Below are 22,667 nucleotides of genomic sequence, written 5' to 3'. Positions count from 1 at the left end.
TCGCCCGCTTATGGCAAATGGACGCGGGCCGGGCAACGCCGAATGCGGGCGCTTGCCGAGACCTAGACTGGGGCATAGGTTGTCGCTCATGACACTGGCCCTTGCCGATCTGGATTACCACACTGCCAAGGCGTTGATTGAGTGGCAGATGGAACTTGGCGCGGACGAACCTGTGGGTGATACGCCCGTCAACCGATACGAGGCTGCGACGGAAACATCGAAGCCTGCGGACAAACCCGCCGAAGCGACACCTAGCGCCGCGAAGGTCGAGGAGGCGGATCCGGTGACGGTCGCGAAGGCCGAGGCAGCACGGGCGACGAGCCTCGAGTCGCTCGCCGAGATCCAGTCTTCGTTCGACCTTTGCGATCTCAAAAAGGGCGCGCGGAACTTTGTCTTCGCTGATGGCAATCCCGAGGCGCGCGTGATGATCATTGGCGAGGCGCCAGGGCGTGACGAGGACATCGAAGGCCGCCCGTTCGTCGGTCGCGCAGGCCAGCTTCTCGACCGCATGTTTTCCGCGATCGGACTCGCGCGGTCCGCCCACCACCCGGAAGAAGCGCTCTACATTACCAACGTGTTGCCCTGGCGGCCGCCGCAGAACCGCGATCCCGACCCGCAGGAGATCGCGATGATGCTCCCCTTCGTGAAGCGGCATGTGGAATTCGTAGATCCCGATCTCATCGTTCTCATGGGCAACACCTCCTGCGCGGCGGCCCTGGGACGGCGGGGAATTCTCAAGCTGCGCGGCAATTGGACGGAGGCCTATGGCAAGCCGGCGATGCCGATGACCCATCCGGCCTATCTGCTCAGGAACACCGCCGCGAAGCGCGAGGCCTGGGCCGACCTGCTGGAGATCCGAGCGAGATTGAACGAGCTGAAATGAGCCGCATCGACGAAAGCAAAACCTTTATCCCGGTCCGCATCGCGGTTCTCACCGTTTCGGACACGCGGAGTCTGGCCGAGGACAAGTCGGGCGATACTCTTGCCGCGCGCGTGACTGGTGCTGGGCACATCCTGGCGGATCGGAAGATCGTGCCGGACGAACGCGCCGCCATCGTCGACCAGCTTCGCACCTGGGTCGCGGACGCGGCAGTCGACGTGATCCTGACGACCGGTGGCACCGGGCTGACGGGGCGCGACGTCACGGTCGAGGCCCATCGCGAGGTCTACGAAAAGGAAATCGAGGCCTTCGGAACCGTCTTCACCATCGTCTCGATGCAGAAGATCGGAACCAGCGCGGTGCAGTCTCGCGCTTGTGGCGGAGTCGCGGCCGGGACCTACCTCTTTGCGCTGCCCGGAAGCCCCGGCGCCTGCAAGGATGCCTGGGACGAGATTCTGAAGTGGCAGTTCGATTTTCGCCACCGCCCCTGCAATTTTGTCGAGATCATGCCCCGGCTCGACGAGAATCTGCGACGGAAGTAGTGGTGCCGCACGTTTAGGCAACGCGCTTGGACAATTTTAACCAACGGTTTAGAGTCGATGCTCGGGGGCGCAACGATCGATCGCAAATGGGATTTCTGACTCGAAGTCTCTTGGGTCTGTTTCTGCTGGCCGCCACCCTGGCGCTGCTGGCCGTAGGGGGCGTGACACTTCGGAACGCGATCGAGGCCGCAAATGAAGGCCCGGACTGGTCGCGCGATCCGAGCGAGCGCATCTTTTCCGCCCGTGTCCTGCGCCTTGAGCCGGCGCGGATCGCACCCGTGATGATCGCCTATGGCGAGGTGCGCAGCCGTCGCGAACTGGAACTCAGGGCTGCGGCCAGCGGCCGGATCGTCGGGCTTGCAGACGATTTTCAGGACGGTGCGGCCGTCGAGGCGGGTCAACTTCTCGTGAAAATCGACCCGGCCGACGCCCAATCCGCGCTCGACCTGGCCCGCAATGGCATGCGCGAGGCCGAGGCCGAAGAGCGCGAGGCGATCCGCGCGCTGTCGCTGGCGCGCGACGATTTGGCGGCCGCCGAAGATCAGGCGGTACTCAGAGATCGCGCGCTTCAGCGCCAGCGCGATATCGCCGACCGCGGACTTGGAACTGCGGCTGATCTGGAGACGGCCGAGCTTGCCATGTCAAACGCCGTTCAGGGTGTTCTTGCCCGCCGTAAAGCGCTTGCCGACGCCGAGGCGCGCGCCGACCGGGCGGTGACCGCGCTCGAGCGGCAGCGGCTCGCGCTGGCCGAAGCGGAACGCGGCTTGACCGATACCGAGCTGCGCGCCGGGTTTTCCGGTGTGCTGTCAGGCGTGGCCGCCGTGGCGGGCGGCCTGGTTTCGACCAATGAAAAACTTGGTGAACTCATTGACCCCGACGCGCTTGAGGTGTCGTTTCGCGTCTCCACCACGCAGTACGCGCGCCTGATCGACCGAGACGGGCGTCTCAATGCCCTGCCGCTCGTCGCGACGCTGGACGTACTCGGCGCAACGCTTGAGGCGGAAGGGCGTCTTGCGCGAGTCAGCGCGGCAGTCGGCGAAGGCACGAGCGGCAGGCTCATCTTCGCCAGGCTCGAAAACGCGCCGGGGTTCCGTCCCGGCGATTTCGTCACCGTTCGCATCGCCGAGCCGGCGCTGGATGACGTCGCGGTCGTGCCGGGGCGCGCGATCGGTTCGGACGGCACCGTTCTTGTGCTTGATGCCGAAGACCGACTTGAGACCCATCCGGTTGATCTTTTGCGCCGACAGGGCGACGACGCAATCATCCGCGTGGGTGCGCTTGCGGGGCGCGAAATCGTGGCGGAACGCACGACCCTCCTTGGCGCCGGCATCCTCGTCCGACCGTTGAGCGATGCCGGCGCGAGCGAAGCGAACGACCGCAGTGCCGAAAACGTGCCGCTTGTCGACTTGACGCCCGAGCGCCGCGCGGCGCTGATCGCCTTTGTCGAGAACGCTTCCGACATGGCTGAGGCCGCAAAGGCGCGTGTCTTGGCGCGCCTGCGCGAAGATAGGGTTCCAGCTGAGATCGTGGCTCGCATCGAAGCGCGGATGGGGGGCTGACGATGTCAGCGCCACGCGAGCGTTTTGGCGCAGTGGGCGGAATGCTCTCGTACTTCACTCATCACGCCACGGCCGCCAATCTGGTGCTCGTGGTCCTCCTCATGGCGGGCCTCGCGGCGCTGCCCCGTATGCGGGCGCAATACTTTCCCGACGTCGTCCGACCCGAAATCTCGGTGGCCGTCCAGTGGGACGGTGCGGGTGCGGAAGACATCGACCGCGGTATCATCGAGCTGATCGAGCCCGGCTTGATTTCGGTGGAAGGCGTCGAGGAAATCCATTCCACGGCGCGGGATGGCCTCGCCTCTTTCTCCCTCGATTTCGAGCCCGACTGGGACATGTCGCGCGCGGTCGATGAAGTGGAGGCCGCCGTGGCGGCCGTCACAAACCTGCCCGAGGATGCCGAACAGCCTACTGTCCGCCGTGCGGCCTGGCGCGATCGCGTCACCGACATCGTCATCACCGGACCGATCGAGCGCGCCCAACTCACCGTGCTGTCCGACGAAATGCTCGCGAGGCTCTACCGTGTGGGCGTGACCCGCGCCTCGATCCAAAGCGCCGGCAGCTCCGAGATTTCTGTCGAGATTCCGATGATCGAACTGATGCGGCACGACCTGACGCTGTCAGACATTGCGGCACGGATCGGGGCCGAGGCGCAGGCCGATCCCGCGGGCGAGGTCGGCGATGGCTCGGCTCGCCTGCGCACCGGAAGCGACAAGCGGTCACCCGAGTCGCTGGCCGGCATCGCGCTTCGTTCCGATGCCGATGGCGGCACCCTGACACTGGGCGAAGTGGCGCGGATAACCCGGGTGGGCGCCGAGGCGCGGCGCGCCAACTTCGTCGGTGACGACCCTGCGATGGTGGTGCGCGTCGAACGCTCTGCCGACGGCGACGCCATCGCGATCCAGCGGCTGGTCGAGCAGGTGGTGGACGAAATGCGCCCGACCCTACCGGCAGGGGTCACGATCGATCTTATCCGGGTGCGGTCAAGTGACATCATTGCTCGGCTCAACATCCTTCTCGACAATGGCGTGACCGGCCTGATCCTCGTCGTTACGCTGCTCTTCCTGTTCCTCAATGCACGGACCGCTTTCTGGGTGGCCGCCGGCATTCCCGTCGCGATGCTCACGGCAATTGCGCTGATGCACGCCTTCGGGCTCACGCTCAACATGATCTCGATCTTCGCGCTCATCCTGACGCTCGGGATCGTGGTCGACGACGCGATCGTGATCGGCGAGCACACCGATTTCAGGGTTCGAAGGCTTGGCGAGGCGCCGTTCACCGCGGCCGAGACAGCGGTGCGGCGCATGGCGGCGCCGGTCTTTTCTTCAACCATCACGACGGTGATCGCTTTCCTTGGACTCACTGCCGTGAGTGGTCGGTTCGGAGACCTGATCCAGCACATCCCCATCACCGTTAGCCTCGTTCTGCTCGCCTCGCTGATGGAGGTGTTCATCATCCTGCCCAATCACATGGCCCACGCGCTCTCAAAGGCGGGGCGTGGTCATTGGTATGATGCGCCGAGCCGGTTCATGAACCGCGGACTCGCCTGGGTGCGCGAGCGCCTGTTCCGGCCGCTGACGCGACTTGTTATCACAGCGCGCTACCCTGTGCTCGCTGCGGCCTTCGCGCTTCTGGCTTTCGAGGCAGGTCAGTTCATCCGGGGCGACGTGCCATGGAGGTTCTTCAACGCGCCAGAACGCGGCACCATCAACGGCAACTTTGCCATGCTCGCCGGAGCGGACCGGGACGACTCGGCGAAGATGCTTCAGGACGTGCAGCGGGCGGTTCGCAACGTTGCCGCGAAATACGAGGCCGAACATGGCGGGCCAGCTCTCTCCTATGTCATCGGAGAGATTGGCGGCAACGGTTGGCCACCGCTTGCCAGCGCCGCGAACAAGGATGCGGACCTCTTGGGCTCTGTCTCGATCGAGCTGACCGACCCCGATCTCAGGGTCTGGACGGCCACCCAGTTCATCGCCGATCTGCAGGAGGCAGTGCCTGCGAACCCGTTCCTCGAGGAATTGTCGTTCCGTAGTTGGCGTCACGGACCTGGCGCAGAGTCGCTCGAGGTGCAGCTTACTGGCGCGAATACGGCCACGCTCAAAGCCGCCGCCGAAGCGGTCAAGCTTGCGCTAGCTCCCTTCCCCGAGGTTTCAGGCCTTGAGGATAGCCTGCCTTACGACAAGGACGAGTTGATCGTGGAACTGACGCCGCAGGGCCGTGCGCTGGGCTTCACGGTCGAAGGGCTGAGCCGCGATCTTCGTAACCGGCTTAGCGGGATCGAGGCGGCGAGCTTTGCCGACGGCACTCGAACGATGAAGGTGCAGGTCGGTCTTCCGGAGGAGGAGCTGACATCGGATTTCCTCGATCGCACTCAACTGATGACCGCATCCGGCGACTACGTCCCCCTGTCCGACATCGTTTCAGTCACAACAAGGACCGGATTCTCGACGATCCGGCGCGAGAACGGGCAGCGTGTTGTGTCGGTAACAGGTGAGTTGGCCGAGGACGACCCCGAGCGCGCCACAGAGATCATGCGAGCGCTCGACACCGAGATCCTGCCACGAATTGCCCAGGATTTCGGCATCGCCTATGAGCTTGCCGGCCTTAGCGAACAGGAGGATCAATTCCTGAGCGATGCGCTCATCGGGCTACTGGCCGCGCTCGCCGGCATCTATGCAGTCCTGGCCTGGATATTCTCAAGCTGGACCCGACCGATCGTCGTGATGGCGGTGATCCCTCTCGGCCTGATTGGCGCGATCCACGGGCACGCGGCGTGGGATTTGCCGATGTCGATGTTCTCGGTCGTTGGGCTGATAGGCATGTCGGGCATTATCATCAATGACGCGATCGTGCTTATCACGACGGTGGACGAATACGCGCGCTCGCGCGCCTTCGTGCCCGCCATCGTCGATGCGGTTGCAGATCGTTTGCGCCCGGTCATGCTGACCACGGCCACGACCGTCCTAGGCCTAACGCCGCTGATCTACGAGACGTCGCGCCAGGCGCAATTCCTGAAACCCACGGTCATCACTTTGTGCTATGGGCTAGGTTTCGGCATGGTTCTCGTCCTGATCGCGGTTCCCGCGGTCCTCGTCGTCCAGAAGGACGTGCAGCGACTTGTCGGGGCATTGCGCCGCGCAGCGCGGTCAGGCTCGCCGCTTCGGCCGCTGGTCGCGATTGCTGCGGCGCTCGTGACAGCTGCCGGCGCCTTCATCCTCGGTCCAGCGCTGATGGCGGGCAATGGCGTCTCCGGGGCACTGGGCCAGTTTCTTGGCGCTGCGGCGGTTCTGATCATCCTGGCTTGGCTTGTTGGCCTTTGGCGGCTCAAACGCGCGAATGGCGCTGTCCGGGCCTAACCTTCACAGCCCTGATGCTCAACGACCCGGCCGGTTCCGCCAAACACGGTTATGCGGACCGACGACCGGTCGAGCGCGAAGGGCTGCGCATTCGGCGGCACGAGATCGGCGACCGCGCTAAGCTCGTCTCCGTCGCGGTGCGTGTCCGCGCTCGAAATCCAAACGTTCCGGTCGGCAAGCTCGATCACCGCAAATTCCTCTGGCCCGATCGGCGGCATCGTCAGCCCGGCCGTAAGGCGCAGGCCGTCGCCGATTGGTTCTGCCGCGCAACGCACGGACGTGATGCCCGCCTCGTCGGACCTTTCTGGCTGTAGCGCCAAGGCAGCGCGGATCATTGGATCGATCGTCGCGTTGCGATCGGGCTCGGTCGCGACATCGACGCTGACTGGTACGCAGATCTCCTCGCAGACGCCCAGGTCGATCTGGGCCTCGAGGTGAATTGGCGCATCTGGGTCGGCGGGGCGCACTTCGATCGGCAGCACGAGTTCGTCACTATAGCCAATCGTACGCATCCCATTGAGCTCGAACACCTCCGGAATCGGCCAGTGGTACGCAACCCCCCCGACATTGTCCGAGCCGCCCCAGTCGAAATTCGGCGGAAAACCCGCTTCGCCGGGTGCGCGCCAGTAGGTTTTCCAGCCAGGTGCGAGACGCAGATGAAGCGCCGTCATCTGGCTGCCCGACTCTGTCCGCCAGCCGCCGCGCAGCTCGGCTTCGATCATATTGGCGGGCATGTCCTGCGCTGCCGCGGCGGCGACTGCCGCAAGGTTGAACCCCAAGGCAAGCGACGCGAGGAGAGGCGGATTCTTTATCATGCGTGTCAAACTAAGCGCGATCCTGCCGAAGAAAAGCCACAACCGCGCGCATCACGAAGAGTTTTATTCGGCGCCTCCCTTGTTTCCTTGCCCGTCTGGCGCGATCTTTAAGAAGGAGGGCCGGCATGAACTTAAGCGGCAAGCTTTTGATAGCGATGCCCGGTATGGGCGATCCGCGTTTCGAGCACAGCGTCGTCTTCCTTTGCGCGCATTCCGATGATGGGGCGATGGGGCTGATCGTGAACAAGCCGGCGCGTGATCTTTCCTTCGATGATCTCCAGGAACAGCTCGGTATCGCCCGGAGCGACAAGGGACGGCCGATTCGGGTCCATTTTGGCGGCCCGGTCGAGCATTCGCGCGGCTTCGTCCTCCATTCCACCGATTACGGCGGCGAGGGAACGACCCTGAAGGTCGACGACAACTTCGGCATGACCGCGACTCTCGATATCCTCGAGGCGATCGCGCAGGGGCGTGGCCCGGAATCGTCGCTTCTCGCGCTCGGCTACGCGGGTTGGGGGCCTGGCCAGCTTGAAAGCGAGATCCTGCGGAACGGGTGGCTGACCTGCGACGCCAAACCCGATCTGGTGTTCTCTGAAAGCAACGACACGAAATGGGAGCGCGCGCTGAAGACGCTCGGCGTCGATCCCGTGACCTTATCCGCAAAGGCCGGACGAGCCTGAGCAACTCGTCCGTAGGTCATACTGGCCGCAGCGACCTCAGCTTCAGTTCCGATCCGAGGACCGTGGCGCAGCCGCGCGGCGCAGACGGTCATTGATGGCCCGGCCAAGTCCGGATTCCGGAATGGGCGACACGGCGATCCGTCCTTCGGCGCGCCTGTCAGCCTCGCGCAGATAGTGAAATAGGTTTGCCGCCGCTTCGACGAGATCGCCGGTCTCGGAGAGATTCAGGTCGGCCGCCGCCGCACCCGCGCCGAAGCCGAGCCAGAACTCATCCGGCTCCGGTGCTTGCGCCCTCAGCCTGAGCGTGGCGTCGGGCGCGTAGTGGGAGGCAAGCTGGCCGGGCGCGACCGGCCGTGCCGCGTTAGACACGACCTCGAGCTTGTGGCCGAGGCATTCTTCGAGCACTTCGGCCGGAATGCCACCGGGGCGCAGAAGCCGGGCCGCTCCGTCCGTCAACCCGAGGATCGTCGATTCCACGCCGACTTCGCACGGTCCGGCATCGACGACAGCCGCGATGCGACCGGATAATCCGGCCAGCACATGCTCGGCCCGCGTCGGGCTCACCCGGCCGGACGGATTTGCCGAGGGCGCGGCGACCGGGCCGCCGAAGGCGCGCAGCAGATCACGCGCCAAAGGATGAGCGGGCAGACGAAGGGCCACAGACGGCAGGTCGGCGGTGACGAGCGGCGAGAGCGCCGAAGCCGTGCGTAGCGGCAGAACCAGTGTCAGCGGTCCCGGCCAGAAGGCCGAGGCGACACGCTCCGCCAGCGGGTCAAGAACCGCGATCTGCAGCGCGTCCTCCATATCGGCGACATGTACGATAAGCGGATTGAAGCGTGGCCGGTCCTTGGCCTCGAATATCCCCGCGACCGCATGATCGGTGCGCGCGTCAGCGCCGAGGCCGTAAACCGTTTCGGTCGGGAACGCGACCAGCCCGCCCGCCCGCAGCAGGGTAACCGCGCGCGAAATACCTTCGGGCGTAGGGGCGAGGGTTTCGGTCATATCGTTGCGTTTCCGTGACGCAGCGTTCGGGTTGAAGGGCTCTGACCTTGCGGCGATCATGTTCTTAGCAAAATGCACATACGCGCCCCGGGCCCACTTGCCAAGGTGCGGTTCACGGAGACCGAGATGCCATTTCGCGCGCCCTTATCCGATATCCGCTTCATACTCGGCAAGGTCGTTCCGCTCGCCCCGGTCGCCGAAACAGAGCTATTCGCCGAGGCAACCGCTGATCTGGCCGAGGCCGTGCTCGGCGAGGCTGCGAAGCTTTGCGACGAAGTGCTTGCGCCAGTGAACCGGGCCGGGGATATGACCTCGGCGCGGCTGGAGAACGGCGTCGTTCGCACTTCCCCCGGCTTCGCCGAAGCCTATCGCGCGATTGCCGAAGGCGGTTGGGTCGCGGTATCGGCGCCGGTCGCGTCCGGCGGCATGGGGCTGCCGCAGGCGCTGAACATGGCGATCCACGACATGATGTCGGGCGCGTGTCTTTCGCTGCAGCTCAACCCACTTCTGACACAGGGGCAGATCGAAGCGCTTGATCACCACGCGAGCGACGACATCAAGGCACTCTACCTCCCCAAGCTGATTTCCGGCGACTGGTCGGGCACAATGAACCTGACCGAGCCACAGGCGGGCAGCGACGTCGGTGCGCTGCGCACAAAGGCCGAACCGAATGGCGACGGTACGTACACGATCACGGGCCAGAAGATCTTCATCAGTTGGGGCGACAGCGATATCACTAAAAACGTTTGCCATCTGGTTCTGGCGCGGTTGCCGGGAGCGGTTGAGGGAACGAAGGGGATAAGCCTCTTTCTCGTGCCAAAGCTCCTTCCTGACGATGACGGCCAGCCGGGTGCGCGGAACGGCGTGAGGGTCGTCAGTCTCGAGCATAAGCTGGGCCTGCATGGCTCACCGACCTGCGTCATGGAATACGACGGCGCGACGGGCTGGCTTATCGGCGAGGAGAACAGGGGTATGGCGGCGATGTTCACCATGATGAACAACGCCCGGCTCGGCGTGGCCATGCAGGGGATCGGCGTGGCCGAAGCCGCCTGCCAGATGGCCGTCGAATTCGCGCAGGACCGGCGGCAGATGGGCGTCATCGCCGATCATCCCGACGTGCGGCGCATGTTGGCCACGATGCGCGCCGAGGTTTTCGCCGCGCGCTCCATCGCGCTAGCCTGTGCGGTGGCGGGCGATATGGCCACTGCAACCGGCGATCGGGACTGGGCGGCGCGCGCGGCGTTCCTCACGCCCATCGCGAAGTCCTACGGCACCCAGACCGGAATGGACGTCAGCGAAATGGCGATGCAAGTCCATGGCGGCATGGGATACATCGAGGAGACAGGTGTCGCCCAGTTCTACCGTGACGTTCGCGTGACGGCAATTTACGAGGGTACCAACGGAATTCAGGCCATGGACCTCGTAGGTCGCAAGCTATCCGACGACGGCGAAGCTGCCTACCGGCTGCTGGAGGAGATCGAGACCGGCGCGGAAGTGGCACGCGTGACGTTGCCTGATCTCGCCGAGGACGTCTGGGCTGCAGCGGAAACGCTGCGAGAGTCGACAGAGTGGATGGTGACGCAGGAAATGCCGGATCGGTGCGCGGGGGCCGCGCCTTATCTGTCCGCCTTCGCTCTCGTGCTCGGGGCGCACTACCACCTGCGCGCTGCGCTGGCCGAAGGCGGCACGGGCGCGCGCGCAAATCTCGCGCGGTTCCATATCCGGCGGCTCTTGCCGCAATACACCGCCCATCTCACGGCGGCGCGCGATGGGGCCAACGGCGTCATGGCACTGTCTCCAGAGGCGCTTGCGTCGTGATGGACGCGGCTCCTGGTGATGCGGCAATCCGCTTCCCATTCGGGCCCCCACCTGCGCCGGGCGAGGCGTACCAGATTGCCGAAGGCGTCTTGTGGCTTCGGCTGCCTCTGCCAATGGCGCTCGATCATGTTAATGTCTACGCCTTCGACGAAGGTGACAGCTGGACACTCGTCGATACCGGTCTGAACGCACGGCGCACTCGCGCGGTGCTCGAGGCGGGGCTTGCCGGCCCCCTGGCCGGAAAGCCGGTCTCGCGGGTCGTGGTGACGCACTACCATCCCGATCACGTTGGTCTTGCCGGCTGGTTCCAGGACCGCGGCGCTGAACTTGTGACGACCCGGACGAGTTGGCTCTTCGCCCGCATGCTCACCCTCGACGAACAAGAGCGGCCGCTGCCCGAGACGCTCGCCTTCTGGCGCGCGGCGGGGATGGAGCCGTCGCTTTTCATCCGCCGGGCGGAGGAGCGGCCATTCAACTTTGCTGATGCGGTCGCTCCGCTGCCGCTGGGCTACACGCGGATCCGCGACGGCCAGAGCCTCCACATGGGCGGGCGGCACTGGATTGTGAGGACCGGGGATGGGCACGCGCCGGAACACGCCACCTTGTGGGAGAAGGGCGGTCGCCTGGTCGTTGGTGGCGACCAGTTTCTGCCCGGAATTTCGGCCAATCTGGGGGTCTATGCGACTGAGCCGATGGCCGATCCGGTGTCGGACTGGCTGGAAAGCTGCGCGCGCTTCCGCCCCTATGCGCACGACGATCACCTCGTCCTGCCGGGCCACAAGCTGCCCTACACGGGTCTGCCGCTGCGGCTGTCGCAGATGGAAGAAAACCACATCAGCGCGCTCGCGCGGCTCGAGGCGCACCTCGCGAACGCGCCGCAAACGGCGGCCGAGTGCTTTCCGCCGCTCTTCAAGCGTGCGATCGGCGAGGGTGAATACGGTCTTGCCTTGGTTGAAGCCGTCGCACATCTGAACCATCTTCTCCTGAAGGATCGCGTGACGCGCGAGCGACGAGAGGATGGAGCGTGGCTGTGGCGGACAAAGAACTAACGGATCAGATTCAGACCTCGGCCGAGGCAATGGAGGCAACTGTGCTGCCCTGCGCGCGCGTAGTGCATACGAGCAAAGACGCACCACGCACAGCCGAAATGGAGCCGCTGCCGGAATGCGTCGCCGCGCAGCCCATCGCAGCCAAGAGCCCCGCGCAGTGGGCCTATGAGCGGCTCATTCTCTACATCAAGAACTTCGAAGGCCAGCTCGACAACGAACATGAGGTGGCAATGGGCTTCACCGCTGGCGGCGCAGGTGTCCTGAAGATTGAGGGGATCGGCTATTTCGACCCCGACATCGTGACCTTCTACGGCCAGGACGACGGTGGCGCGCGCACGCAGCTGATCCAGCATGTCAGTCAGCTGAGCGTCATGCTGCGCGCAATGCCCAAGGCTCCCGAAGAGGAAGAGCCGCGCCGTATCGGGTTCCGACTTGCTGCGGATCTGGAGAAGAAGTAACGGTCCCGCGAGAGAGGCCTTCATGGGTCGTGACACTTCAGGCTGAATCGGCTATGCGAAGCGAAACGCCAATCCGGGAGCAATGAGATGGCCGAACACGAGCACGGCACAATGGACACCAAAGATCATGAAAAGACCTTCGAAGGCTTCATCCGCATGGTGACGTGGGGCGCAGTCATTTCGATCGCCGTGCTGATCTTTCTCGCTCTCGCCAACGCCTGACTCCGCAGAATCGGAATAGCGCCATGAAAAGGCTTGGTCTGAGCCTCGTCGTGACACTCACGCTCGCAGGCTGCGGGGCAGAACGTGTCTGGGCGCCCGACGAAGCCGTCGCGCGCGCCCGCTATGTCAGCGGTGAGTCGCCGTCGATCACTCTCTACACGGTCGAACGCAGGGACAACGGAACGGGCGAGCACTCGGGTCTGATGATCGACGGCAGCCAGCGCGTTATGTTCGACCCGGCGGGCACCTGGCACCATCCATGGGTGCCAGAGCGCAATGATCTGCACTACGGCATCACCGAGCAGATGCGGAAGTTTTACATCGACTACCACGCGCGCGAGACCTACGACGTCATCGAGTACAAGATTCCGGTCAGCCCCGAGGTGGCAGAGCTAGCAATCCGGCGGGCAGAGTCTTACGGCGCAGTCAACAAGGCGTTCTGCGGCGTGTCGGTGAGCCATGTGCTCAAGGATCTGCCGGGCTTCGAAGATGTGCCGCGCACATTCTTTCCGAACCGCATCACGAAGGCGATCGCGGACAAGCCCGGCGTGACGAGGCGCGTTCACCAGGACGGTGACCCCGACAATAACCACGGGGTGCTGCTCGTTCAGAAGGACGCCGTCATCGCCCCACCGAACGTCAAATAGCGCTCAGTCGAAAATCCCAGTTACCCGTCCGAGCAGCATGAAGGCGCGGGCGGTGCGGGTTTCGGTCAATTCGACGATCTCGGCGTCCGTGGCGTTCTTCTCGAACTCAGAAAACGTTTTGTCGAACTGACGCAAGAAGTGGTGCGCGGTGTCGCGGAAGATCGTGTCCTGGCGCATCCGGGCCGCCGTCAGGGCCAGGCTCGACCGGTCGCGGACGCCGCCAAGCGCGCCGAATTGGCGGCCACGTTCGCCTTGCGCAAAGCGACGCCACAGCTCGGGCCGCGCGCGGTCGGGGCGCAGGTCGTCCATGTAGATGCCGTCTTGGCTCAGAAGCGTTAGCGCATCCTGGGCAGCACGTATCAACTTGGCGAGCGCCCGGTCATTGAGCGCGCGCCGCAGCGCCCGGAAGCCTTCTGTGTCATTGGCGTTGTCTGGAAAGTTGAGTGCCCGAATGAAATCCGCGATCGAAACCGGCTGAGCCAGCGCCTCTGCGGGCGTTCCGAGGGCGAGCGCGGGCTGCTCCTCCTCTGGGTCGGCCGGTTTAGGCGCGGCGAGTGCGGCTTTTCGGTCGGCCGAGGGCTGAACGTGCCCGGTATCGCGGCTCGTCGTAAAGGTGACGATCGCATTTTCGGTCTGTCGTGCCGAGGCGGCGATTTCGTCCAGGCGCTTTTCGACCGTGATCTTGTTCAGTCCGGCCTGGGCCTGACTGACGTAGGCGTAGCGCATCGCGTCGATGGCCGATTGCAGGCGCTCGGTCTCTGACCTCACCGCCCGCGCGGTGCGCAGCGTGAGCGCAGCGATCCAAATGAGCGCGATTGGCAGGAAGATCGCTACGAGAACGAGAACCGAACTCAGCGCGCCGCCCGAGCCCTCTCCGTCGCCGGAAAAAAGAAAGAATCCGCCGATGAGCGCAAGCCACAAGACGCTCGCGACTCCCGCGACGACGTCCGCCGGCGCGATGGCGGGCTCTGGCGCGGGGCGCGTGTACATGCCGAATTCGGCGCGTGTTTCGCTGACGGGTGCGGCCTCGGGTTGATCTGGCATCTTTCGGCCCTCCGCGCCGGCGTCAGACGTAGCGAATGCTCAGCACTTCATAGCTCTTCTCGCCGCCCGGCGTGCGGACCTCGACGCTGTCGCCCTCGTCCTTGCCGATCAGCGCGCGCGCAAGGGGCGACTTGATGTTCAGGAGGCCGCGCTCAATGTCGGCCTCGGCCTCGCCTACGATCTGGTAAGTCCGTTCTTCGTCCGTATCCTCATCGACAAGCGTTACGGTCGCGCCAAACTTGATCGCGCCAGACAGCTTCGTCGCGTCGATCACGTCGGCGCGCGAAATCATCGCCTCGATTTCCTTGATTCGGCCCTCGATAAAGCTCTGCCTCTCGCGTGCGGCGTGGTATTCGGCGTTTTCCGACAGGTCACCGTGTTCGCGCGCTTCGGCAATAGCCCTGATCACGGCGGGGCGTTCGACCGATTTCAGGGTCTTGAGCTCATTGTCGAGCGCGGCATGGCCCGCGCGCGTCATCGGTATTTTATCCATTTTCGCCCGTCGATTAACTGTGGCCCAAAAAATGCCCGGATTGTGCGCGACACAAGGCTGTAAACCCGGGAAGCGCCCGCAAAGTCAAGGGGCGCGAACGGCTTACGTGTGCTGGCAGCGGAAAAACGCGATGCGGAAAACGAGGCGGTGATTTGAAGATCTTTTTTCGGGTCGTCGTTCTGTATCTGGTGGTGACCGTCATCGTTATGGTCATGACCCGCCCGGTGACGTCCGAGCTGCTTTTCGAGGCAATTGCCGCGACGATCACGTTCTTCACGCTCTTCTCGCGCGCATCAATGTGGTTGCTGCCTTTGTTCGCCGGCGTGGTTGTAATGGTCGGCTGGCGGCGGTTTCTGGCCGGCGCGCACCTGATCGGCTACGCGGTATTCGGCTCAGTTCTGCTTCAGGTCGCGTTCTCTTTCCTGAAATGCACAATCCCTCTCATCGTGCCCTTCTACGCTGACCCACCTCTGGCCGATTTCGACAAGTGGTTGCACGGGGGCGTTGACCCCTGGATATATGTGCACGACTGGGCGAAGGCACTGCCCATCCATGAACTTCTGCCAGCCTACCTCGTGGTTTGGGCCGTGCCGGCGATCGCGATGGCGCTGATTATCACGGTGTCGGATCGCGATGCGGAACGCACGGCGCGCTTCATAGTGCTCTATGTCACCTGCTGGTTCGTGCTTGGCAATGTGCTCGCGGTGGCCGGCTCTTCGGTCGGCCCGGTCTTCTATGATGCGCTGCTTGGCGGTGACCGTTTCGCAGCGCTTCACACCGCGCTCGAAGAAAGCGGCGTGAAAGATACGCGCATCGGTCTGGTGCAGCACTATCTCTGGGCTGGCTATGCCGAACAGGGGATCGCGTTCGGTTCGGGGATCTCCGCCTTTCCGAGTGTCCATGTCGGCATCGCGACAATAACCGCACTCTATCTTGCCGAACGGAACCGCTGGCTGGCCATCCCGGGCTTTGCGTTCCTCGCCATCATTCTCCTGCTGTCGGTCTATACCGGCTATCACTACGCGGTGGACGGTTACTTCTCGATACTATTCATCTTCGGGCTTTGGGCCGTGCTGCGCCGCATGCGCCTGACCGAAGCGTCAATACCGTTCTTTGGGCTGCTCGCGAAACGCGACGGGCCCGCGCAGCGGACGGCTTAGTTTCATATATCTGCACTTTTGGTGTGCCCGACCGCTACGGGCACCGCTCATCTCTGGCACCGGCACGCCCGTGTCGCGAGATGCGCTGGGTCATTGTTGCGTCCGGTCGTCCAGTAAGCTAACGATCCTGCGCGTTGCAGCGGAGTGCCCGCGACGCGCGGCGAAAGGGAGAGATCATGGCCGAGATCGAACGGGAATCGATGGAATATGACGTTGTGATCGTCGGTGCCGGGCCCGCGGGTCTCTCGGCCGCGATCCGGCTTAAGCAGCTCGACGCCGACCTGAACGTGGTCGTACTCGAGAAGGGCTCCGAAGTCGGTGCGCATATCCTGTCGGGTGCGGTTCTCGACCCCTGCGGTTTGGATGCGCTCATTCCCGACTGGAAGGAAAAGGGCGCCCCGATCTCGGTCGAGGTCAGCCGAGACAACTTCTATGTCCTGGGCGAGGCTGGCAAGGTCCGCATTCCGAACTGGCCGATGCCGCCGCTCATGTCGAACCACGGCAAGTACATCGTCTCGATGGGCAACGTCTGCCGCTGGATGGCCGAACAGGCCGAGGCACTGGGCGTCGAGGTTTTTCCCGGTATGGCCTGTTCGCAACTGGTCTACGGCGAAAGCGGAGAGGTGACGGGCGTCGTCGCTGGCGAGATGGGACTTTCGTCGGACGGCACGCCGGGACCGAACTACGAACCCGGCATGGAACTGCACGGCAAGTACGTGCTCCTCGGCGAGGGCGTGCGTGGATCGCTCTCCAAGGAAGTCATGGCCCGATACGACCTTTCCAATGGCCATTGCCCGCAGAAATTCGGCCTCGGAATGAAGGAGATCTGGGAGATCGACCCCGCCAAGCACAAGGAGGGTACGGTCACCCACACGATGGGATGGCCACTTGGCAAGAACGCTGGCGGCGGGTCGTTCATCTATCACCTCGACAACAACCAGGTCTATGTCGGATTCGTCGTTCACCTGAACTACCAGAACCCGCATCTCTATCCATACATGGAGTTCCAGCGTTTCAAGCATCACCCGATGGTCGCGGAGCTTCTGAAGGGCGGCAAGCGCGTCGCCTACGGCGCCCGCGCGATCAGCGAGGGTGGCTGGCAGTCGATCCCCAAAGTCGTCGCGCCGGGTGTCGCGCTTCTGGGCTGCTCGGCGGGTCTCGTGAACGTGCCGCGCATCAAGGGAAACCACAATGCGATGCTCTCGGGCAAGGCGGCGGCCGAGGCGGCCTACGAGGCGATCAAGGCTGGCCGGTCCGGCGACGAGTTGTCGGCCTATGAGACCGAACTGCGCGACGGCCCCGTCGGCAAGGACCTCAATCAAGTCCGCAATGTAAAGCCGATGTGGTCACGCTGGGGGATGATTCCTTCGCTGGTCCTCGGCGGCTTCGACATGTGGACGAACAATCTATTCGGCCTCTCGCTCTTCGGGACGCTGAAGCATGGTAAGTCCGACGCAGCGGCGACCGGAGAGGCGTCGAAATTCCCGAAGATCGACTACCCGAAGCCCGATGGCGTGCTGTCCTTCGACCGGCTTACGAATGTGTCCTTTTCGTTCACCAACCACGAGGAAAGTCAGCCGGCGCATCTCAAGCTCAAGGATCCATCGATTCCGATTTCGGTCAACCTGCCGAAATATGCCGAGCCTGCGCAGCGCTATTGCCCCGCCGGGGTCTACGAAGTGATCGAGGCGGACGACGGACCGCGGTTCCAGATCAACTTCCAGAACTGCGTCCACTGCAAGACCTGCGACGTCAAGGACCCGAGCCAGAATATCAACTGGACAACGCCGCAGGGCGGCGATGGGCCGAACTATCCGAACATGTGATGGAGGGCGGCCGCGCTGATGTTGCAGCCTTCGCCGAGAGCTTTCTCGGCCAACCGCTTGATGATAGGACAGAGGCCGACCTGTTCGGCGCGACCGGCTGTGACGGCGACGACGCTTTTGATTTCATCGAAGCGTTTGCCGAGCGTTTCGGCGTCGATCTTGAGGGCTATCGCTGGGATTTTCATCACGCGGACGAAGGCGCGCTTCTCAATCCCGGCTGGCCGTTCCGGGCACCACATCAGAAGGTCACGCGGATTCCGATCACGCTCGACCTGCTGAGGCAATCGGTATGCGAGGGGATCTGGCCACTCGTCTATCCGCCCATCGATCCCGTTTCCAGCCGTCCGGATGTTTGGAACGGTTTGATCGCGCTCATAGTTCTCGCTCTTGTTGGAATTGCGACGGCCGGGCTGGTTCAATTGATCATGTGACCTCTCCGGCAGAAACGGGCCTGCGGCGGGCCGGACGGCAGGACGCCGCATTGCCTTGCGCGCGCACCCGGACTAGGCTCTGCGCGAATTTCGACGGAAGGAGTCCCGCGTGACAATGCTGCGACCGCTGTCCCTCGCCCTTGCGCTGTGCGCCGGCTTGGTGCCGAGCGCGCCTGCCGTGGCGCTCGACGGAATCGCCGGACCCTATCTGGCGGGACGCCAGGCAAGCCGGTTTTCAGACTATGGCGCGGCATCGGATTATTTCCGCCGCGCCCTGATCTCGGACCCCGCCAATTCCGGTCTCCTGGAAAATGCTCTCGTCGCCGAGATTGGCCGCGGTGCCATCGACATGGCGCTGCCATTGGCCGGGCGGCTCGAGCAGTCGGGAGTAAAAAGCCAGATCGCCGATCTGGTCGTGCTCGCCGATCTCGCGCGCACGGGCGACTACGAAACCGGGCTCGTCGCGCTCGACGAGGGGCGCACCGCCGGTGCGCTCGTCGACGGGCTCTATCGTGCATGGTCTCTCGCCGGTCTAGGCCGCATGTCCGATGCCACGACGGCTTTCGACGAGGTTGCGGACGCAGCTGGAACACGTTCCTTCGGGCTTTATCACAAGGCGCTGGCGCTTGCGTCGGTGGGTGACTTCGAGGGTGCCGATCGGATCTTTTCTGGCGAGGAAGGCGGGCCGCTCCGCGCCACGCGGCGGGGCGTGGTCGCGCACGTGCAGATTCTCAGCCAGCTCGAACGGAACGACGCGGCGATCGAGTTGATCGAGAAAACCTTCGGCGAGACAGGCGATCCTGCATTCCTGGCCCTCAAGCAGGAACTCGAAGCCGGCGCGATACTCGGTTTCAGTGCGGTCAACGGCCCGATTGAAGGGATCGGTGAAGTTTTCTTCACAGTCGCCTCGGCTTTGAATGGCGAGACGTCAGACATCAACACCCTCGCCTATGCGCGGATGGCTGAATATCTTGCGCCCGGGCAGGCGGAGACGCTTCTGCTCTGCGCCGCGATCCTTGAATCGCAGGGCCAATTCGACCTGGCGACCAAGACCTTCAACCGCATCCCACGCGAGGACCCCGCCTTCGTAACGGCAGAGCTCGGCCGCGCGGATGCGCTGCTTTCCGACGGCCGTGTCGATGCGGCAATCGAGGCGCTGAGGCAACTGGCTAGGGATAACTCCGGCCGTGCCGACATCTGGTCGGCGCTTGGGGATACCTACCGTCGGAACGAGCGCTACAGCGAGGCGGCAGAGGCCTATGATCGCGCAATTTCGACCTTTTCCACCGAAGATCCGGGGCAGTGGGTGGTCTACTACACACGCGGTATCGCAAACGAGCGCATCAAGAACTGGGGCCAGGCGGAATCCGACTTCCGCAAGGCGTTGGAACTGCGCCCGGATCATCCTGCGGTGTTGAACTATCTTGGCTATTCCTATCTGGAGATGAACACCAATCTCGACGAGGCGCTCGAGATGATCGAACGCGCCGTCGCGGAGCGTCCCGATGACGGCGCGATCGTCGACAGCTTCGGCTGGGCGCTCTACCGACTGGGCCGCTACGACGAAGCTGTGGTGCAGATGGAGCAGGCGGTTGAGTTGATGCCGGAAGACGCCGTCGTCAACGATCATCTCGGCGATGTCTACTGGGCCGTCGACCGCAAGCGAGAGGCGGAGTTCCAGTGGAAGCGCGCGCTGTCCTTCGAACCGGACACCGAGGAGGAAGCGAAGCGCATCCGCCGCAAGCTCGAGATCGGCCTCGACGCGGTGCTGAAAGAGGAGGGCGCTGAGCCCTTGGCCGTCACCAAGAATGAAAATTGAGGAATTCGCGCCGGCGAAGGTCAATCTGACACTGCATGTGACCGGCAGGCGTGCCGACGGCTACCATCTTCTCGACAGCCTCGTGGTATTCGCAGGCGTCGGCGATCGGGTCACAGTCGAGGCGTCCGACGCGCTCTCCCTGACGCTCGCCGGCCCCGAAGCGGCCGGCCTCGTGGCCGATCGCGACAATCTCGTCCTGAAGGCAGCGCGTTTCTTCGACCCAGGATTTCGGGCGCGGATTACGCTGTGGAAGGCGCTGCCGGTGGCGTCGGGGATCGGCGGCGGTTCGGCCGATGCCGCCGCAACGCTCCGGGCGCTTTCTAGACTGACTGGAAGGCCGCTCCCAGCGCCTGGTGAGGCGGCCACATTGGGTGCGGACGTCCCTGCCTGCCTCCGTGGGCGGGCTCTCAGGCTGCGCGGAATCGGCGAATTACTTGAAGTTGTACCTCGGATTCCGCCTTTCGAAATCTTGCTCGTCAATCCGCGCGTCACCGTTCCGACGCCATCCGTGTTTGCCTCGCTGACGGAGCGGTGGAACCCAGCGATGAACGACGATTTGCCCGACTGGCCGGATGTGACGGCTTTCTGCGCCTGGCTCCGGCGGCACCGAAACGACCTGTCCGAGCCGGCCCGACGCGTCGCACCCGTGATCGACGACGTTCTGGCGCTGGTCCGTGAGACCGGTTGCCTGCACGCGGGCATGTCGGGCTCTGGCGCGACATGCTTCGGGCTCTACCCGGCGGATGGCTCTACGGCTGCGGCGGCAGAGGCGTTTGTGCGGTTGCGGCGCCCTGACTGGTGGAGTGCCAGCGGCGCGGTTAGCTGACGCGCGAGACGACGTAATCTGCGAGGTCGGACAACATGTCGCGCAAGTCGTGCGCCGGTAGCGACGTCAGAGAGGCGCGCGCCTTCGCAGCCCATTCAAGCGCCTCTGCGCGGGTCGCCTCCATAGCGTCGTGGCGGGCCATGATCGCCATTGCACGGTCAAGATCTCCGTCGTGCTGCTCGCCCTTTTCGATCACCCGGTGCCAGAACGCATGTTCTTTCTCGTCGGCCTCAGCGACCGCCTTGATGACCGGCAGCGTCAGTTTCCGTTCCCTGAAATCGTCGCCGACATTCTTGCCGATTTCCAGCGTCGATCCGCCATAGTCCAAAAGGTCGTCCGCGATCTGGAAGGCGATTCCCAACGCGTCGCCATAGACGTGCAGAGCCTGTACCTGGTCTTCAGGCGCGCCTGCGATGACACCGCCAACTTCGGTTGCGGCGGCGAAGAGAGCCGCCGTCTTGCCGCGAACGACCTTGAGATAGACCGCTTCATCGGTCCGCAGGTCCTGCGCCGCGGAAAGCTGCAGGACTTCACCCTCGGCAATGGTCGCGGAAGCGTTGGCGAGGATGTCGAGCACCCTCAGCGATCCCGTTTCCACCATGAGCTGGAAGGACCGCGAAAAGAGGTAGTCACCGACCAGAACCGAGGATTTGTTGTCCCACAGGAGGTTCGCCGTCGGCCGCCCGCGCCGTTGCGCGCTTTCGTCCACAACGTCGTCGTGCAGCAGCGTCGCGGTGTGGATGAACTCCACCGTCGCCGCGAGCCGGATGTGATGGTCGCCCTCGTAGCCGCAGAGCCGCGCAGTGGCGAGCGTGAGCATAGGTCTCAGCCGCTTGCCGCCGGCTTCCACCAGATGCGCAGTCACCTCGGGGATGCGCGGCGCGTGCTCCGACGCCATCCGCGTCTTGATAAGCGCGTTCACGCGCTCCATATCCGCCGTCAGGACGGCGCTTAGCCGGTCGTGCGGTTTCTGCGTGGCGGCGTCATCGAGGCTCATGTGGGTCCCGTGCTCACTCGACAAGGGCGGCGCCTTGTCATTAAGTCTTGGAATATGAAAGAGCTTCTCAGCACCACAGACCCGACGAAACTCGCCTTTGCGACAGCTCTTCTTGACGGGGAGGGTATAGCGGCCTTTCAGATGGACGTCCACATGAGCGTGCTGGAGGGCTCCCTAGGCATATTGCCGCGCAGGCTGATGGTCAGGGACGCCGATCACTTCCGCGCCCGGGCGATCCTGAAGGACAACGGCTTCGAGATTTGAAATGTTCGCCCCAGCCAATCTGAGCGACGACGGCTTTCTTGGCGGCCGGCTCAGAATCGCCCAGCCACGCCACGGCTACCGCGCCGCAGCCGATCCGGTTCTGTTGGCCGCCGCCGTGCCCGCCCGGCGGGGCGAGACGGTTCTGGAACTCGGTTGCGGTGCCGGCGTGGCGAGCCTTTGCCTGGGCGCGCGCGTCGACGGGCTGGGCCTGACAGGGCTTGAACTTCAGCCGGACTACGCCGCGCTCGCACGGTCGAACGCGATTGCGAATGAAATTGCATTCGACGTGGTCGAAGGTGATCTGGGCAGAATGCCAGCTGTTCTGCGAGGCCGGAGTTTCGACCATGTCATCGCCAACCCGCCCTATTTCCCGCGCGGCGGCGGGACCGCGGCGGATGATCGCGGGCGCGAACTCGCGCTTCGCGAGGAAACGCCTCTCTCCGTCTGGCTCGCGGCAGGGGTAAGGCGTCTGCGGCCGGGCGGCCGCCTAACCTTGATTCAGGCGGCAGAGCGTCTGCCGGATCTCCTCGCCGGGCTCGGCCCGCCAATGGGCAGTGCGGTCCTTCTTCCCATCGCACCGCGCATCGGACGCGATGCAGGCCGCGTCATCCTCCAGGCAACAAAGGGGGGACGGGCCGCTTTTCGGCTGGCCACCCCGCTCGTGCTGCATGAGGGCGCGCGGCATCTGACCGATGGCGACGATTACACGGCGCAGATCCGCGCGGTTCTGCGCGACGCGGCTGCGCTGGAATTCTAGGCTAGCTCTGTGCCCGACT

The 22,667-nt window shown here is 64.1% G+C and carries 22 protein-coding genes; 17 read left to right on the top strand and 5 right to left on the bottom strand.

What is annotated here, in order from left to right; all coding sequences use genetic code 11:
• The first annotated feature begins 88 nt into the window (after positions 1 to 88).
• From DEA8626_RS12130 to DEA8626_RS12115, 4 genes are all read left to right on the top strand, one after another.
• The gene (locus DEA8626_RS12130; RefSeq protein ID WP_108853504.1) at positions 89 to 883 is read left to right on the top strand and encodes a uracil-DNA glycosylase; all 795 of its coding nucleotides are present in this window, start codon (positions 89 to 91) and stop codon (positions 881 to 883) included.
• Complete coding sequence (moaB, locus tag DEA8626_RS12125) at positions 880 to 1,422, top strand: molybdenum cofactor biosynthesis protein B (protein ID WP_108853503.1); 543 nt, start codon at positions 880 to 882, stop codon at positions 1,420 to 1,422. The genes DEA8626_RS12130 and moaB overlap by 4 nt, the downstream gene beginning before the upstream one ends.
• An 86-nt stretch (positions 1,423 to 1,508) precedes the next feature.
• Positions 1,509 to 2,981, top strand: a complete 1,473-nt coding sequence (locus DEA8626_RS12120) for an efflux RND transporter periplasmic adaptor subunit (RefSeq protein WP_108853502.1) — start codon at positions 1,509 to 1,511, stop codon at positions 2,979 to 2,981.
• A 2-nt stretch (positions 2,982 to 2,983) separates the two neighbouring features.
• Positions 2,984 to 6,340, top strand: a complete 3,357-nt coding sequence (locus DEA8626_RS12115; protein WP_108853501.1) for an efflux RND transporter permease subunit — start codon at positions 2,984 to 2,986, stop codon at positions 6,338 to 6,340.
• On the opposite strand, the gene DEA8626_RS12110 is transcribed toward DEA8626_RS12115, so the two are convergent.
• A complete protein-coding gene (locus DEA8626_RS12110) occupies positions 6,337 to 7,155 on the bottom strand; it encodes a protein-disulfide reductase DsbD domain-containing protein (protein WP_108854040.1) in 819 nt (272 codons plus the stop codon). The two genes, DEA8626_RS12115 and DEA8626_RS12110, sit on opposite strands and share 4 nt — an antisense overlap.
• Before the next feature lie 125 nt (positions 7,156 to 7,280).
• On the opposite strand from DEA8626_RS12110, the gene DEA8626_RS12105 reads away from it, so the two are divergent.
• A complete protein-coding gene (locus DEA8626_RS12105) occupies positions 7,281 to 7,835 on the top strand; it encodes a YqgE/AlgH family protein (protein ID WP_108853500.1) in 555 nt (184 codons plus the stop codon).
• 42 nt (positions 7,836 to 7,877) lie between these two features.
• Here the strand turns inward: DEA8626_RS12105 and DEA8626_RS12100 are convergent, their stop codons facing one another.
• Positions 7,878 to 8,837 carry an L-threonylcarbamoyladenylate synthase gene (locus tag DEA8626_RS12100; RefSeq protein ID WP_108853499.1) on the bottom strand — a complete coding sequence of 320 codons (960 nt, stop codon included), beginning with the start codon at positions 8,835 to 8,837 and terminating at the stop codon, positions 7,878 to 7,880.
• Positions 8,838 to 8,963: 126 nt separating this feature from the next.
• Here DEA8626_RS12100 and DEA8626_RS12095 point away from each other — a divergent pair, with 126 nt between their 5' ends.
• From DEA8626_RS12095 to DEA8626_RS12075, 5 genes are all read left to right on the top strand, one after another.
• On the top strand, positions 8,964 to 10,655 hold the full coding sequence (locus tag DEA8626_RS12095; RefSeq protein WP_108854039.1) for an acyl-CoA dehydrogenase family protein: 1,692 nt from the start codon (positions 8,964 to 8,966) through the stop codon (positions 10,653 to 10,655).
• Positions 10,655 to 11,704: an MBL fold metallo-hydrolase gene (locus DEA8626_RS12090; RefSeq protein ID WP_108853498.1), complete on the top strand. Its 1,050-nt coding sequence runs from the start codon at positions 10,655 to 10,657 to the stop codon at positions 11,702 to 11,704. Before DEA8626_RS12095 ends, DEA8626_RS12090 begins: the two co-directional genes overlap by 1 nt.
• Positions 11,705 to 11,733: 29 nt before the next feature.
• Complete coding sequence (locus tag DEA8626_RS12085) at positions 11,734 to 12,162, top strand: DUF6173 family protein (protein WP_108854038.1); 429 nt, start codon at positions 11,734 to 11,736, stop codon at positions 12,160 to 12,162.
• Positions 12,163 to 12,249: 87 nt separating this feature from the next.
• Positions 12,250 to 12,384, top strand: coding sequence for an aa3-type cytochrome c oxidase subunit IV (locus tag DEA8626_RS12080; protein WP_108853497.1), 135 nt, complete (start codon positions 12,250 to 12,252; stop codon positions 12,382 to 12,384).
• Positions 12,385 to 12,407: 23 nt separating this feature from the next.
• A complete protein-coding gene (locus tag DEA8626_RS12075) occupies positions 12,408 to 13,031 on the top strand; it encodes a hypothetical protein (RefSeq protein WP_108853496.1) in 624 nt (207 codons plus the stop codon).
• A gap of 3 nt (positions 13,032 to 13,034) precedes the next feature.
• Here the strand turns inward: DEA8626_RS12075 and DEA8626_RS12070 are convergent, their stop codons facing one another.
• Together DEA8626_RS12070 and greA are read right to left on the bottom strand one after the other, a co-directional pair.
• Positions 13,035 to 14,075: a hypothetical protein gene (locus DEA8626_RS12070; protein WP_108853495.1), complete on the bottom strand. Its 1,041-nt coding sequence runs from the start codon at positions 14,073 to 14,075 to the stop codon at positions 13,035 to 13,037.
• Between the two features lie 22 nt (positions 14,076 to 14,097).
• Positions 14,098 to 14,568 carry a transcription elongation factor GreA gene (gene greA / locus DEA8626_RS12065; protein ID WP_108853494.1) on the bottom strand — a complete coding sequence of 157 codons (471 nt, stop codon included), beginning with the start codon at positions 14,566 to 14,568 and terminating at the stop codon, positions 14,098 to 14,100.
• A gap of 152 nt (positions 14,569 to 14,720) precedes the next feature.
• Here greA and DEA8626_RS12060 point away from each other — a divergent pair, with 152 nt between their 5' ends.
• From DEA8626_RS12060 to DEA8626_RS12040, 5 genes are all read left to right on the top strand, one after another.
• A complete protein-coding gene (locus DEA8626_RS12060) occupies positions 14,721 to 15,728 on the top strand; it encodes a phosphatase PAP2 family protein (RefSeq protein WP_108853493.1) in 1,008 nt (335 codons plus the stop codon).
• A gap of 176 nt (positions 15,729 to 15,904) precedes the next feature.
• Positions 15,905 to 17,554 (top strand): electron transfer flavoprotein-ubiquinone oxidoreductase, encoded by a 1,650-nt coding sequence (locus DEA8626_RS12055; RefSeq protein ID WP_108853492.1) that lies wholly within the window; start codon positions 15,905 to 15,907, stop codon positions 17,552 to 17,554.
• Complete coding sequence (locus tag DEA8626_RS12050) at positions 17,554 to 17,985, top strand: DUF1493 family protein (protein ID WP_108853491.1); 432 nt, start codon at positions 17,554 to 17,556, stop codon at positions 17,983 to 17,985. The genes DEA8626_RS12055 and DEA8626_RS12050 overlap by 1 nt, the downstream gene beginning before the upstream one ends.
• A gap of 115 nt (positions 17,986 to 18,100) precedes the next feature.
• Positions 18,101 to 19,804, top strand: coding sequence for a tetratricopeptide repeat protein (locus tag DEA8626_RS12045; RefSeq protein WP_108853490.1), 1,704 nt, complete (start codon positions 18,101 to 18,103; stop codon positions 19,802 to 19,804).
• Entirely contained in the window at positions 19,794 to 20,630 is an 837-nt protein-coding gene (locus DEA8626_RS12040; RefSeq protein WP_108853489.1) for a 4-(cytidine 5'-diphospho)-2-C-methyl-D-erythritol kinase, read from the top strand. The genes DEA8626_RS12045 and DEA8626_RS12040 overlap by 11 nt, the downstream gene beginning before the upstream one ends.
• Here the strand turns inward: DEA8626_RS12040 and DEA8626_RS12035 are convergent.
• The gene (locus DEA8626_RS12035) at positions 20,623 to 21,627 is read right to left on the bottom strand and encodes a polyprenyl synthetase family protein (protein ID WP_108853488.1); all 1,005 of its coding nucleotides are present in this window, start codon (positions 21,625 to 21,627) and stop codon (positions 20,623 to 20,625) included. The genes DEA8626_RS12040 and DEA8626_RS12035 overlap by 8 nt on opposite strands.
• 54 nt (positions 21,628 to 21,681) lie before the next feature.
• On the opposite strand from DEA8626_RS12035, the gene DEA8626_RS12030 reads away from it, so the two are divergent.
• Both DEA8626_RS12030 and DEA8626_RS12025 read left to right on the top strand, forming a co-directional pair.
• Positions 21,682 to 21,891 (top strand): putative signal transducing protein, encoded by a 210-nt coding sequence (locus tag DEA8626_RS12030; protein ID WP_108853487.1) that lies wholly within the window; start codon positions 21,682 to 21,684, stop codon positions 21,889 to 21,891.
• A 1-nt stretch (position 21,892) separates the two neighbouring features.
• Positions 21,893 to 22,648: a tRNA1(Val) (adenine(37)-N6)-methyltransferase gene (locus DEA8626_RS12025; RefSeq protein WP_108853486.1), complete on the top strand. Its 756-nt coding sequence runs from the start codon at positions 21,893 to 21,895 to the stop codon at positions 22,646 to 22,648.
• Positions 22,649 to 22,667 lie beyond the last annotated feature (19 nt).

Origin of the sequence: Defluviimonas aquaemixtae, from assembly GCF_900302475.1 — a bacterium.
Classification (GTDB): Bacteria; Pseudomonadota; Alphaproteobacteria; order Rhodobacterales; family Rhodobacteraceae; genus Albidovulum; species Albidovulum aquaemixtae.
Note: the sequence above shows the minus strand (reverse complement) of the source record. Positions and strands in the feature narration are given on the sequence as shown.

Excerpts from the sequence above, each read along its gene's own strand:
- DEA8626_RS12130 (WP_108853504.1), top strand. The coding sequence starts at position 89 with ATGACACTGGCCCTTGCCGATCTGGATTACCACACTGCCAAGGCGTTG.
- moaB (WP_108853503.1), top strand. The coding sequence starts at position 880 with ATGAGCCGCATCGACGAAAGCAAAACCTTTATCCCGGTCCGCATCGCG.
- DEA8626_RS12120 (WP_108853502.1), top strand. The coding sequence starts at position 1,509 with ATGGGATTTCTGACTCGAAGTCTCTTGGGTCTGTTTCTGCTGGCCGCC.
- DEA8626_RS12115 (WP_108853501.1), top strand. The coding sequence starts at position 2,984 with ATGTCAGCGCCACGCGAGCGTTTTGGCGCAGTGGGCGGAATGCTCTCG.
- DEA8626_RS12110 (WP_108854040.1), bottom strand. The coding sequence starts at position 7,155 with ATGATAAAGAATCCGCCTCTCCTCGCGTCGCTTGCCTTGGGGTTCAAC.
- DEA8626_RS12105 (WP_108853500.1), top strand. The coding sequence starts at position 7,281 with ATGAACTTAAGCGGCAAGCTTTTGATAGCGATGCCCGGTATGGGCGAT.
- DEA8626_RS12100 (WP_108853499.1), bottom strand. The coding sequence starts at position 8,837 with ATGACCGAAACCCTCGCCCCTACGCCCGAAGGTATTTCGCGCGCGGTT.
- DEA8626_RS12095 (WP_108854039.1), top strand. The coding sequence starts at position 8,964 with ATGCCATTTCGCGCGCCCTTATCCGATATCCGCTTCATACTCGGCAAG.
- DEA8626_RS12090 (WP_108853498.1), top strand. The coding sequence starts at position 10,655 with ATGGACGCGGCTCCTGGTGATGCGGCAATCCGCTTCCCATTCGGGCCC.
- DEA8626_RS12085 (WP_108854038.1), top strand. The coding sequence starts at position 11,734 with ATGGAGGCAACTGTGCTGCCCTGCGCGCGCGTAGTGCATACGAGCAAA.
- DEA8626_RS12080 (WP_108853497.1), top strand. The coding sequence starts at position 12,250 with ATGGCCGAACACGAGCACGGCACAATGGACACCAAAGATCATGAAAAG.
- DEA8626_RS12075 (WP_108853496.1), top strand. The coding sequence starts at position 12,408 with ATGAAAAGGCTTGGTCTGAGCCTCGTCGTGACACTCACGCTCGCAGGC.
- DEA8626_RS12070 (WP_108853495.1), bottom strand. The coding sequence starts at position 14,075 with ATGCCAGATCAACCCGAGGCCGCACCCGTCAGCGAAACACGCGCCGAA.
- greA (WP_108853494.1), bottom strand. The coding sequence starts at position 14,568 with ATGGATAAAATACCGATGACGCGCGCGGGCCATGCCGCGCTCGACAAT.
- DEA8626_RS12055 (WP_108853492.1), top strand. The coding sequence starts at position 15,905 with ATGGCCGAGATCGAACGGGAATCGATGGAATATGACGTTGTGATCGTC.
- DEA8626_RS12050 (WP_108853491.1), top strand. The coding sequence starts at position 17,554 with ATGGAGGGCGGCCGCGCTGATGTTGCAGCCTTCGCCGAGAGCTTTCTC.
- DEA8626_RS12045 (WP_108853490.1), top strand. The coding sequence starts at position 18,101 with ATGCTGCGACCGCTGTCCCTCGCCCTTGCGCTGTGCGCCGGCTTGGTG.
- DEA8626_RS12040 (WP_108853489.1), top strand. The coding sequence starts at position 19,794 with ATGAAAATTGAGGAATTCGCGCCGGCGAAGGTCAATCTGACACTGCAT.
- DEA8626_RS12035 (WP_108853488.1), bottom strand. The coding sequence starts at position 21,627 with ATGAGCCTCGATGACGCCGCCACGCAGAAACCGCACGACCGGCTAAGC.
- DEA8626_RS12030 (WP_108853487.1), top strand. The coding sequence starts at position 21,682 with ATGAAAGAGCTTCTCAGCACCACAGACCCGACGAAACTCGCCTTTGCG.
- DEA8626_RS12025 (WP_108853486.1), top strand. The coding sequence starts at position 21,893 with ATGTTCGCCCCAGCCAATCTGAGCGACGACGGCTTTCTTGGCGGCCGG.